The 12,096-nt window shown below is 74.1% G+C and carries 10 protein-coding genes; 6 read left to right on the forward strand and 4 right to left on the reverse strand.

The genetic code is table 11. The features are described from left to right. The first annotated feature begins 197 nt into the window (after positions 1-197). The 5 genes from OG753_RS38755 (at position 198) to OG753_RS38775 (ending at position 5,805) form a co-directional block, all read left to right on the forward strand. Positions 198-2,285, forward strand: coding sequence for a SpoIIE family protein phosphatase (locus tag OG753_RS38755; RefSeq protein WP_405792237.1), 2,088 nt, complete (start codon positions 198-200; stop codon positions 2,283-2,285). Between the two features lie 127 nt (positions 2,286-2,412). Next, positions 2,413-3,216, forward strand: coding sequence for a methyltransferase domain-containing protein (locus tag OG753_RS38760; RefSeq protein WP_405792239.1), 804 nt, complete (start codon positions 2,413-2,415; stop codon positions 3,214-3,216). 27 nt (positions 3,217-3,243) lie between these two features. Further along, the gene (locus OG753_RS38765) at positions 3,244-3,768 is read left to right on the forward strand and encodes a GNAT family N-acetyltransferase (protein WP_327266451.1); all 525 of its coding nucleotides are present in this window, start codon (positions 3,244-3,246) and stop codon (positions 3,766-3,768) included. A 69-nt stretch (positions 3,769-3,837) separates the two neighbouring features. Then, positions 3,838-4,644, forward strand: a complete 807-nt coding sequence (locus OG753_RS38770) for a class I SAM-dependent methyltransferase (protein WP_405792241.1) — start codon at positions 3,838-3,840, stop codon at positions 4,642-4,644. A 759-nt stretch (positions 4,645-5,403) separates the two neighbouring features. After that, on the forward strand, positions 5,404-5,805 hold the full coding sequence (locus tag OG753_RS38775; RefSeq protein ID WP_405792972.1) for a DUF4440 domain-containing protein: 402 nt from the start codon (positions 5,404-5,406) through the stop codon (positions 5,803-5,805). A gap of 39 nt (positions 5,806-5,844) precedes the next feature. Here the strand turns inward: OG753_RS38775 and OG753_RS38780 are convergent, their stop codons facing one another. The 3 genes from OG753_RS38780 to OG753_RS38790 are packed head-to-tail and all read right to left on the reverse strand — an operon-like array spanning position 5,845 to position 10,451. Beyond that, positions 5,845-6,198 carry a hypothetical protein gene (locus tag OG753_RS38780; protein ID WP_327266456.1) on the reverse strand — a complete coding sequence of 118 codons (354 nt, stop codon included), beginning with the start codon at positions 6,196-6,198 and terminating at the stop codon, positions 5,845-5,847. A gap of 58 nt (positions 6,199-6,256) precedes the next feature. Beyond that, complete coding sequence (locus OG753_RS38785; protein WP_405792243.1) at positions 6,257-7,246, reverse strand: hypothetical protein; 990 nt, start codon at positions 7,244-7,246, stop codon at positions 6,257-6,259. A gap of 31 nt (positions 7,247-7,277) precedes the next feature. Further along, positions 7,278-10,451 (reverse strand): amidohydrolase family protein, encoded by a 3,174-nt coding sequence (locus tag OG753_RS38790; protein WP_405792245.1) that lies wholly within the window; start codon positions 10,449-10,451, stop codon positions 7,278-7,280. A 134-nt stretch (positions 10,452-10,585) separates the two neighbouring features. Between OG753_RS38790 and OG753_RS38795 the strand changes: the two genes are divergently transcribed. Next, a complete protein-coding gene (locus OG753_RS38795; protein WP_327266459.1) occupies positions 10,586-11,485 on the forward strand; it encodes an aminoglycoside phosphotransferase family protein in 900 nt (299 codons plus the stop codon). Positions 11,486-11,551: 66 nt separating this feature from the next. Here OG753_RS38795 and OG753_RS38800 read toward each other — a convergent pair whose 3' ends face one another. Continuing rightward, positions 11,552-12,082 (reverse strand): hypothetical protein, encoded by a 531-nt coding sequence (locus OG753_RS38800; RefSeq protein WP_327266460.1) that lies wholly within the window; start codon positions 12,080-12,082, stop codon positions 11,552-11,554. Positions 12,083-12,096 lie beyond the last annotated feature (14 nt).

Consider the following 12,096-nt stretch of genomic DNA (forward strand, 5'->3'; position numbering starts at 1 on the left):
CGCCGTTCCGTGCCCGGTGCGGCGCAGGCCGCACGTGGTGACGACGGAGCGGGCCCGGGCGACCCCTGCGCGGCTGCTCCGGACGCTGCGGGGCAGGTTCCGGGGCACGATGAGAGGTAGCCGTGCGCCTCGGACCGCCTCCAGGGCGGGTGGGAGCGGGCGGCATCGGGCCGACGATGCCGGAAGGAGCGTCGCCGATGGGAGCGATCGACGGGTCGGAGACCAGTGGGCTCAGGCCCGGCATGTCCGGGGTCACCCCGCCGAGCGGATTGCTCGACGTCCTGAACGTCGCGGCGGTCGTCCTCGACTCCGAAGGGCGGGTCGCCCTGTGGAGCCCGCAGGCCGAGCAGCTGTTCGGCTGGACGGCCGCGGAGGCGCTGGGCCAGCCGGCCGCCCGGCTGCTCGCCGCAAAGGAGCACGTGGGCCTCGTCACGGAGCTGTTCGCACGCGTCATGGGAGGCGCGGGCGACTGGGCGGGCGCCTTCCCGGTACGGCGCAGGGACGGCACCACGCGCCTGGTGGAGTTCCGCAACATGCGGCTGCTCGACGAGCACGGCGACATGTACGCCCTGGGCATCGCGACCGACCGTACGAGGCTGCGCCAGCTGGAGCGGGACCTCGCGCTGTCCGCGCGCCTGGTGGCCCAGTCCCCGATCGGGCTCGCCGTCCTGGACACCGAGCTGCGGTACGTGCTCGTCAACCCGACGCTGGAGCGGATCAACGGGCTGCCCGCCGAACAGCACATAGGCCGGGGCGTCCGCGAGGCCCTGGCCTTCCTGGACGACGCGGAGGCCGCCGAGTCGGCCATGCGCCAGGTCCTGGCCACCGGAACCCCGCTGCTCGAACAGTTCACGGCCGGCCGCGCCCACGGCGGCGAGCGCACCGAACACGCCTGGTCGGTGTCCTACTACCGGCTGGAGGACGCCACCGGCCGGGTCCTGGGCCTGGCCACCTCCGTGGTGGACGTCACCCAGAGTCACCAGGCGGCCCTCGAGATCGCCCGCAGCCGCCGCCGCCTCGCCCTCATCGCGGACGCCACCGTCCGCATCGGCACCACCCTCGACCTCGACCAGACCGCCCGTGAGCTCGCCGACGTCGTCGTGCCCGAGCTCGCGGACATCGCCGCCGTCGACATCCTCGACTCCGTCCTCGAAGGCAGGCCGACCCTGAGGTCCTCCGCCCACGAGCCCGCCGTGTTCCGCGCACTGGCCCTCGCGGCGGCCTACCCCAGCGACGCCGTCCGCGCCGCCGACCCGCCGGGGGACATCGCCCGCTACGCCGCGGACCGGCTGGTCACCCAGTCCGTGACCACCGGCCACCCCGTCCTCGTCGCCCACGTGCACGCCCAGGACATCTCGCGCATCGCCCGCGACAGCACCGCCGCCAACCTGCTGACCCGCGCCGGACTGCGCTCCTACCTGGCCGTCCCGCTCATCGCCCGCGGCGAGGTCCTCGGCGCCCTCGACCTCAAACGCACCCGCAACCCGCTGCCGTTCAACGACGACGACATCGTGCTGGCCGGGGAACTCGCCGCCCGCGCCGCCGTGTGCATCGACAACGCCCGCTGGTACCGCAACGCACACCACACCGCCCTCGCTCTTCAGCACCACCTCCTCCCGCACAACCCGCCGCCCACCCCCGGTCTGGAAGTCGCCTACCGGTACCGGCCCGCCGCGGCCAGCAGTGAGATCGGGGGCGACTGGTTCGACGCCATCGCCGGACCGGACGACACCACCGTCCTCGTGGTCGGAGACGTCATGGGCAGCGGTATCAACGCCGCCGCCAGCATGGGACAACTGCGCACCGCGACCCGCACCCTCGCCGAACTCGCGCTCGACCCGCCCCAGGTGCTCCACCAGCTGGACCACACGACCGCCGCGCTGGAGGAGACCATCGCCACGTGCGTCTACGTCGTCTTCGACCCGCACGCCGCCCAGTGCCGGGTCGCCCTCGCCGGCCATCTGCCGCCCGTCCTCATCCGCGCCGGACAGCGCCCCCGACTGCTCGACCTGCCCACCGGAGCACCGCTCGGCGTGGGCGGCATCCCCTTCGAATCCACCGCCATCGCCCTGGACCCCGGCGACCAGCTCGTCCTCTACACCGACGGCCTGGTCGAGACCCGCGACCAGCCCATCGACGAACGCCTCGACCTGCTGCTGACCCTGCTCGCCGACACCGGGCGGCCGCTGGAGGAGACCTGCGACCGCCTCCTGGACTCCCTGCGCCGCACCGACGACCACGACGACGTCGCCCTGGTCATCGCCCGCGCGAGACCCCTGCCGTAAGCCGCAGCGCGGCCCGTCCGGTGTGCCACAATGCGGATTCGAGCGACTGGCGGCCCGGAGATGGAAACGACCATCGGGAAGCACACGCGCGGGAGCCGACCGCCTGGGCTGCCGCGGGAGTGTCGCCATGAACGCTTTCACCGATGTCGACCGCAGCGGTCGCGGCCCGGAACTCCTCCACTACCTCGACGACGCACACCGCGGACTGGCCGCGCCCAAGGGCGTGATGCGCGCGGGCCTGGACGTACCGGCGGGCCATGACGTCCTGGACCTGGGCTGCGGTGCGGGACACGAACTGGTCGAGCTGGAGCGCACCGGACGGTGCGCGTTCGGCGCGGACTCCAGCCGCCTGATGCTGGACGCGAGCCGACAGCGCCTGGAGGCCCTCGGGCTCCCGGTCCGTCTCGTCCGCGCCGACGCCCACCGCCTGCCCTACGCCGACGGGGTCTTCGCCGGCTGCCGCGTCGAACGCCTCCTCCAGCACGTCGACGACCCCGCCGCCGTCCTCGCGGAAGCACACCGGGTACTGCGCCCGGGCGGAAGCCTCGCGGTCCTGGAGCCGGACTGGGCGACCCTCGCCCTGGCGTCCGAGGACCCGGAGGCGGCGCGCATCATCGCCGACGCCGTCGGCGGCCACGTTCCGCACCGCCGGATGGGCCGGCAGCTGCGCGGTCTGCTCGTTGCGGCGGGCTTCGCCGACGTACGCGTCGAGGTCGAGCTCGTCGTCTACACGTCGGTGACGGAGCTGTCCCACGTCATCTCCCTGGAACGGGCCGCACACGCGGCGTGGACCGGAGGCCTGATCCCGCAGGAGCGTGCGCAGGTGCTGCTCCGTGAACAGCACCTGCTGTCGGAGTCCGGCGCCTTCCACGCCACGTTCCAGCGCACCACGGTCGCCTGGGCCCGGCGTCCTCCCGCCACAGGTCAGTGACCTGCGGCGACTGTTATCGTCCGGGGTATGCCCGAGCTCATAGTCCCCACCTCCCGCCTGTACACGTCCTGGCTCGCCGCGCGGGCGGAATGGGGACCCGACGCCCACATGGACGGCGGCGGGCTCGGCTCCGACGACGACGTGGACACCCCGGAGGGCTTCGCGGCCTGGGTGGAGCGACTGCACCGGTACGGGGACCGCACGGCGCCGGTCGACCACGGCCGCGTCCACGCGACCTACTGGTGGATCGCCGAGGGCGACGAGTATCTGGGCGCCATCGACCTGCGGCACCACCTGAACGGCTTCCTCCTCGACGCGGGCGGCCACATCGGCTATGGCATCAGGCCCTCGGCCCGCCGCCGGGGCCTGGCCACGTGGGCCCTGGCCGCCGTCCTGCACGAGGCGCGCCTCATGGGCATGGACCGGGTCCTGCTGACCTGTGACCCGGACAACGAGGGGTCGGTCCGCACGATCGAGGGCAACGGCGGAGTGCTCGAGGACGTCCGCGAAACCCTGATCGGCCCGAAGCGGCGCTACTGGATCGATCTCTAGCCCGTCCCGGCGGTGCGGGACCCTGCCGTTCCCACTGCGGCGCGGCCGCGGTGGGTCGATAGTGGGGCTGTGGGCGAAAGGCCTGAGGGACCCGGGCAGGGCGGTGCCGAAGACGGCACGGCCTGGTCCGGACGCGCCGGTGCGCAGGCCTTCGCGGCGGTCGACGCGGCCACGGACCGGCTGCTCGGGTATCCCTTCGTCTTCCGGGAGCTGTCCCGCCGGATCGGCGCCGGCGAGGTCCTGGTGGACTACGGATGCGGACCGGGCAAGGTCGCCGACGAGGCGGCCCGGCGGCTCGGCGCCCGGGTGCTGGGTGTGGACACCTCCCCGGAGATGCTGGCACTGGCCCGCGGCTCGGCGACCGCGGTGGCCGAGTACCACCTGGTCGAAAACGGGCGCGCGAGCGGACTGGCGGACGGTTGCGCGGACGCCGTGATGTGCAATCACGTACTGGCGTCGCTCCCGGCCGAGGAGGCGGTGCTCGAGGTGTTCACCGAGATCCGCCGACTCCTGCGGCCGGACGCCCCGTTCGTGCTGCTGTCCACCGATCCCGCCTGCAGCGGCACGGAGTACGCCTCACTGCGGATCGGTGACCCGGGCGAGGTCTACGGGCCGGGCGACGAGCTGACCGTACGGCTCCGGCGCACGGACGGCTCCTGGCAGGAGGCACGCAACCACGCGTGGCCCGTCGGCGTCCTTCCGGCCCTGCTGGAGCGCGCGGGCTTCCGGGACGTCGTCCAGCACCGGCCGACCGTGGAGGAGGCGCTGACGGTGGCCGACGCGGGCTTCGCGACCGGCCGGGCGTGGTCGGCGGAGCGGGCCAGGCCGCCCCTGGTCATCACGACGGCCCTGGCGACACCGGCTCCCCTCACGTGAGACGTGCCGGCGGTGCCTCGAAGCCCGGTGGATGACATGACGGCCCACGGTCTCTACCGGGGGGCCGGCCGCAACGGGGAGCCGGCGCCCGGTGCGTCGCCCGGTTCGGCGTCAGGCGCCACGGCCGCCCCGCGGGCCACGAAGGCAGCGGCGCCCACGGGGCCCGGGGTACCGGAGGAGTCGGCACGGGTCACCCCGCAGGACGGCAGGCTGCTGGAACGCTTCCGCAGGAGCGAGGTGCCCCGGGGTCATGGACAGCCGTCCGAGAACGCCCTCGCGGTGATCCTCCGCGGAGCCGACGGCTCCGGCCATCTGGGCTGGATGACGGATGAGCAGACGTACTGCTTCGCCTCGGTCCGCGCCAGTGGATCGCTCTCCAGCCGGTGCGGACAACTCCCCGCCCGGCACGCACCGAACACCGCGGCCGGCCCACAACTCGGCGCCCACCTCGCGGGCGAGGAGTACCACTACTACACCGCGCTCGTCCTCGACGGGCAGGGCCGGTTCGCCTTCACGGGCTCCCACCCGAGCTTCGGACCGGTGCACCGGGCCACAGTGGCCTTCCCGTCGGGCAGGACGGCGGCCCTCCTCGTCTACGAGGTCCTCGGCCCGGACTGCCACGCGGACGCCGAGATCTGCGACGGCGGCCGCACCCACTGCTTCATGGCGACGGCCCCATGGAAGATCCGGCCACTGCCTGACCGTCGACATCGAGCGCCCGCAGGGCGGTGTGAGCCGCGCCGGTGTTACTGTCGCGCCATGTCGTCCAAGGCCGAAATAGACGTGGTGACCGCCGAGTTCTTCGGCGCCTTCGACAACCGGGGCGGCAGGACCGCCGATCTGGACCGGATCCGGCGGCTGGTGCTGCCCGGCGGAGTGATCACCATGACCGGACCGCAGTTCACGGTCTACACCGTGGACGGATTCATCGAGCCGCGCAGGCGCCTGCTGGCCGACGGCCGGCTCACCGAGTTCTCCGAGTGGGAGACCTCCGAACGGACCGATATCGCGGGCGACATCGCGTCGCGGTTCGGCGAGTACGGCAAGTCCGGGATCCTGGACGGCAAGCCCTTCGAAGGGGGCGGGACCAAGACCATCCAGTTCGTGCGCACCGCGGACGGCTGGCGGATCGCGGCCTTCGCCTGGTATGACCAGCCCTGACCGGGGCGCGGCGTGCAGCGGCACGCCGCGCCGCGCTGCTCAGCGGAACTCGTGGACCAGCTCGATCTCACCCACGATGTGGGCATTGAACTCGTCGAGCTCCTCGGCCGGAACCCACAGTTCGAGGATGGTCCGCCCGCCCGCCTGCTGTACCGGGTACCGGCGCAGGAACTCCGAGTCGACCTCGAAGCGGGTGACGTAGCCGACCCCGCTGTGCTTCACGTTCCAGTCCCTCGCGATCCTGATCGCGTAGTCCTCGTTGAGGACGGGGTAGAAGATCGGCTGCTCGGGCAGACGGGGCGGCCAGGCGCGCCAGTCGAGCTCCCGGACCAGGTCCAGCTCCTTGGGGCCGGTCGGGCGCCACAGGGTCGTCGTTGTCTGCCGGCCGCTCATGGGGATCGCTCTCGGATGGTGGTGGGGCCGCCGAAGCGGCTGGTCAGGACAGCGGACACTACCCGCCGGACCGGCCGGGCGGCCACGCCGTTTTCCCCGGGGCCGGGGCCGGGGCCGGGGCCAGCGCGGTGCGGAGGCGGGCGAGCCAGTCACCGGCGGTGCCGTGCACCCCGGGGTGGTCCGCGCGAAACCGCTCCCATGCCTGCTCGTCCACCCGGACGTCGGCCAGGCACGGAGGCTCGGCGAGGAGCTGCCCCCGGCAGGCGTGCGCCAGCAGCACGGCGTCGTACAGGTCCTTGCACTGCGGGCCCTCCCCGGACGCCGCGTCCTGGCGCAGCCACCGCAGCTTCCAGGCCAGCGACAGCCCGCGGCTCGCCGTCCGCACCGCCGTGACCCCGCCGTCGCCGCGCGGGACGGCCGTCCAGACGGGTGCTTCGGGCAGCCGCTCGTCGTGGGAGAAGTCCAGTTGTGCCACACCCACCGGGCCGGACTCCGCGCGCCACGGTATGAGGATCCTGACCCCGGCGGGCCCGTCCTCCGCGTGGGCGTACGCGTACGCCCAACTGCCGTCCCTGCTCGCCCCGTCCGCGTCGAGCAGGACGCCGGCAGCTGCCTGCGGTCGGGCGCGGACGAGTTCCAGCAGGTCGTCGTAGGGAGGGAAGCCGTCCGGCTCCGGCTCGGGTTGCCAGACCAGGCCCTCCGGCGGAACCTCCGCACGCAGCCCCCGCGTCCCGAACTCCTCCTCCCCGTCCGCCCAGATCTCGTAGCGGGCCGCTCCGTCGGCGGCCTCCGGCCACTGCTGCACGGCGTCGTACGCCGCGACGTACGGGTGGGGGTGCAAGGCGTCGACGGGGACGGGCGAGGGCGGCAGCACGACGAAGTCGAGGTCGCCCGGCGGCCGGGCCCGGCTACCGGCCCACGCGGGCATGACCATGCTGCCGCGCAGGACCAGGCCGTCGCCCCAGGCGGATTCCGCGATCAGCCGCAGGAGGTGGTCGAGGGCGGCGCGGCCGGGCCCGGCCGCCCCCACCCTGTCGTTCGCTTCCATCCCGCGACCCTAATTCCGGCCACTGACACCCCTACGCGTGCGGGCCGCAACAGCCGTCGCGCAGCATCTGGTCCAGGACCGTCCGCCAGTCGTCCGTCTCCGGGGCCTCCGGAGGCGACGGGGTGAAGGCACGCTCCAGGAGAGGGAGTTCACCGACGCGCCCGCCCCGGACGGTCCCCCGTACCCGGACCAGGTCGTCGAAGTCGGTGAAGGGGTCGCCGTCGACCAGGGTGAGGTCCGCGATCCGGCCGGGTTCGACGGTGCCGAGCCGGTCCGCGACGCCGAACATCCGGGCCGGGGTCCGGGTCACCGTCGTCAGGGCCTGCGCCGGTGTCAGACCGTACCGGTGCAGGGCACGCAGCGCGAGGTGGAGATGGAGGCCGACCGGGGTGAGCGGCGCGTCGGTGCCGAGCGCCAGCCGACCGCCGTCCTCGATGACGCGCCGGTAGACGCCGACCTCCCGCTCCAGGGCGGCAGCCTGCTCCGCACTCGGCGGCCCGGCGGCCGCGGCCCGCACGGCCGCCACGTCCCACGGCGGCATCAGGGACGTCACCCGGGCGTCATCGGCGAGGGCAGGATCGGCGCCGAGCAGCGGGAGCGCCGTGAAGGGCGTGGCGACGAGATCGAAGGCGCCGTGTGTGTACACCTCCAGGGTGTCCTGGTAGGTGTGCCCCCGCGGGCTCGCCCCGTGCCCGTACTCGGCACGCTCCGTCGCCACCAGATGCGTGGTCAGGTCCTGGCCGGACCGGATCCCGGGGGCGCACAGATGGGAGCCGGCCAGGACGCCGAGCCGCTCGTGCGCGAAGCGGGCGGCCTCGGCCATGTACGAGTAGGGCGCCCGTACGTACGTCTTGACGAAGTCCCAGTCCAGCGCCTCGGCCCGGGCCAGTGAGCGGGCGAACCCCGCACGCGTGCGATGGGCACGCCCCATGCTGTAGGCGACCCTTGAGCCGTCGAGGAGCTCTCCGCCCGCCAGCAGCCGGGGCGCGGCGAGCCGCCCGGCACGGATGTCCTCGCGCAGCCGGGCCTGCTCGTAGGCGGAACCGCCGAGCGAGACGACGGTCGTGACCCCGTAGGCGAGGTGCAGCGCGCCCTGGCGCGCCCCGTACGTGTAGGGGTACGGGTGGACGTGCGAGTCCCACAGGCCCGGCAGGACCGTGCCGTCGGAGGCGTCCACGGTGCGGGTGGCGCGGCGGCCCCTGCGGTGCGGCTCGACGGCGGTGATCCGGCCGCCGGAGATCAGGATGTCGACGTCGGCGCGGGGCGGCGAGCCGGTGGCGTCCCACAGCAGTCCCGCGTGCACCACGGTGTCGACCGGTGCGGGGCGCCGGTGGGTCAGGGCGACGGGTACGGTCCTGGGCGCACCGGCCGGTGCTCCGGAGCCGTCCAGGGTGAGCAGGCGCAGCCGGGCGCAGGACTGGTAGAGCAGGGTCCGGGAGTCCGCGGACCACGAGGGGTGGTCGGCGGGCTCGTCGGCCAGGAGGCGTGCCGGGCCGGCCGGGGTGCCGTCCGGGCCGACCGGCAGCAGCCAGAGCGCCGATTCGCCGACGCAGGCCAGGAAGCGGCCGTCGGGGGACCAGACCGGGCCGGAGGCGTAGCGGTCCGAGAGAGAGGCGTGCGGGGCGAGCGCGTGCAGGCGGGCGGCCCCGGTGGCGGTGTCGACGACGCGGATGAGGTTGTACCCCTCGCGGAAGCGCCGGCTGAGCCGGTTCCGGTCGCACAGGGCGAGGTACCGGCCGTCGGGCGACCAGCTGGGCGGGCCGGGCAGCCCTCCGCCGCCGAGGGCCGCGACGAGGGGGGTCTCGGTCCCGGCTGCGAGGTCGCGGACGAGGAGCCGCCCGGCGAGGTCGAGGGCTGCGAGCCGCTTGCCGTCCGGCGACAGCACCCCGTAGACGCGGCCGCCCGGGGCGAGGACGCTCTCGCGGCCGCCGTCGAGTTCCCGGCGGCGCACGGTGTTCAGCCCGTCGCGGTCGTCGGTGTAGACGAGGGAGCGGCCGTCCGGGCTCCACACCGGCCCCTGGACGTAGGCGGTGACGGGAGCCTGGAGGATCTTGCGGGGCGCCCCGCCTGAGACGGGTGCGACCCAGAGCGCGTTGAGCGCGGCGAAGGCGATGCTGCGGCCGTCGGGGGAGAGGGCCGGCAGGTGAATGCCCCGCACCGGGAGGCTCCGTTCGGCCTCCAGGACGTACTCCTTGAACCGGAAGCGGGGGCGCGGCACTTCGAGGGTGGCGTCGAGGGGGATCACCCGGTCGGCGGCGCCGTCCCGGTGGGGGCGGATCACCCGGAAGCGGCCGTCGAGGGTGATCAGCAGCCGGTCGTCGCCGAGCCAGCGCGGCGGGGCGGGCGCGAGATCGCCGTCGAGGGGGACCCGACGGCCGTCCGCGAACAGCGAGAGGTTCTCGGCCTTGCGGGGGCCGGGAGCCGCGGACAGCCAGGCGGTGCGTCCGGCCGGGGAGAGCGCGGGGGCCAGGAGCCTGCCGTCGGCGACGGTGTGCTCCACCGTCACCGTCCCCGCGGCGCCGGGCTCCGCGGCCACGGAGGCGAGGGTCCGGGCGGTCAGGGTTTCGCCGGTGGGGGTGCCGCGTACGAACAGCACGCGCGAGCCGTCCGGCGACCAGACCGGGTCGAAGTCCTCCCACTCCCCGTCCTGGCCGGGACCGTCCTGCCCCGGCAGGCCCGTCAGCCGGCGCGGGGGGCCGCCGGTCACGGCGACGGTCCAGATCCGGTACGGGCTCCCGGCCACCGGATCACCACCGCGTTCGGAACAGAAGGCGAGGCTGCGGCCGTCGGGCGACCAGGCGGGCGCGCGGTGGTCGAAGGGGCCGTCGGTGAGCGCGCGCAGGCCGGAGCCGTCCGCGTTCATCACCCAGATGTGGAAGGCGCCCCCGCGGTAGGCGCTCATCGCCACCCGGCGGCCGTCGGGCGAGAACACCGGTCGGCCGGGTTCCAGGTCGGGCGGGGTCAGCGGCGTCGCGGGACCGCCGTCCGGGGGCAGTGACCAGAGGACGCCCTGCACCTCGGCGACGACCCGCTCCCCGGTGGCCGTGGCGGTGGCCGCCCCGTTGGTGGCCCGGGTGAAGCGCAGCCGGACCGGTTCCCCGGCGGCGCTGTCAGGGGCGGCGGCCGCCGCGGACGAGCGGCCGAGCAGCGCCGTCAGGGCTCCCGCCGAAGCCGCCTGCAGAACGGTCCTTCGCGCAACTCGCAACCCGACCACTCGCCCCGTCCGTCGATGACTGCCCGTGATGTCCTGTCAGCGACCCAAACGATCACGGCGCCGGTTCGGCAACGGCGGCGAAAAGGGTTTGACCCGTGCCGTCGCCGGCGATCGGATGGCGTTCCATGGATACAGCACAGATGCATCCCGGCACGCACCCCGTCGACGAGGACCTCGTACGCCGTCTGATCGCCGCGCAGTTCCCCCGGTGGGCCGGGCTGACCGTGGAGCGGTTCCCGTCGGGCGGCACGGTCAACGGCATGTACCGGCTGGGCGACGGCATGGTCGTACGGCTGCCGATGCTGGCGAGCGGGGCCGGGGACGTGTCGACGGAACGGGAGTGGCTGCCCCGCCTCGCGCCCCGGCTGCCCACGGCCGTCCCCGAGGTGCTCGGGGCCGGCGAGCCCGCGCACGGGTATCCGTGGGCGTGGTCGGTGTACGGGTGGCTGGCGGGGGAGAACCCCGTGGCCGGGGCGCTGAGCGAGCCCGTGGCGCTGGCCGGTGACCTGGCCGGGTTCGTGGCGGCGATGCGGAGCATCACTCTGCCGGGGGCGCCGCAGGCGTACCGCGGAGGGCCGCTCGGCTCGCTCGACGCGGCTACCCGGGCGGCGATCGGGCAACTGCGGGGGATACCGCAGGAGGGTGTCGACTGCGATGCGGTGGCCGCCGTATGGGAGGACGCGCTGCGCGCCCCGGAGTGGGACGGGCCGCCGGTGTGGCTGCACGGCGATCTGATGCCGGGCAATGTGCTGGTGACCGGGGGCAGGCTGACCTCGGTCATCGACTTCGGGTGCATGGGGGTGGGCGATCCGGCCTGCGATCTGTTCCCGGCGTGGAACCTGCTGCCGGCCGGTGCGAGGACGGTCTTCCGGGAGGCGCTCGGCGTGGACGACGCGACCTGGCGGCGCGGCCGGGGGCGGACGCTCTCGCAGGCAGTGATCGCGCTGCCGTACTACCGCACGACGAACCCGGCGATGGCGGACAACGCCCGGCATGTGATCAGGGCGGTGCTGGGAGAGGACTGACGACGCCGCGGGCCGGAAAGGCGGGGGCGCCGGTGATGCCGCTCCCGCCGTCCGGCCGCGTACCGGTCAGGAACTGGCGGCGGACGTGCAGGCCGAGCTGCCGCCGCAGAAGGTGACGTCCCAGTGGTTGCTCTCCCGGGCGTAGACGTTGCCCGCGGCGGAGCGGTAGCGGGCGGCGCCGTCGCCGCGGTTGGCGATCCGGGTGAAGCTGCCGGTGACGTAGTTGCTGACGCAGGAGGACGGGTTGAAGTCGATCTTGTAGCCGTTCCAGTGGCTGTAGGTGCCGGAGGCGTGGCCCACCTCGGTCCCGCCCGTGATGGTGAGGGTGCAGTTGCTCGCCCTGCGCAGGGTGGTGACGTCACTGATCGTCGCGGCGTTGACCTGCTCCAGCGAGGTGCAGGTGCTGTTGTTCCGGTTGCTGCAACCGCCACTGGAGGACAGGCCGATGCCGCCCGTCGCGTTCAGCCTGCTCACGGCGGACGCATGGCTGAGCTTCGCCGGTGCGGCGTGGGCGGTGCCGGGAACGAGCAGGGCGACGAGGGCGGTGGTGGTGCCGACGAGGCCGGTGGCGAGGGTGCTGCGGACGCGGCTGCGCATGAGGATCCCTTCGG

The organism is Streptomyces sp. NBC_00029, assembly GCF_045160505.1.
GTDB lineage: Bacteria > Actinomycetota > Actinomycetes > Streptomycetales > Streptomycetaceae > Streptomyces.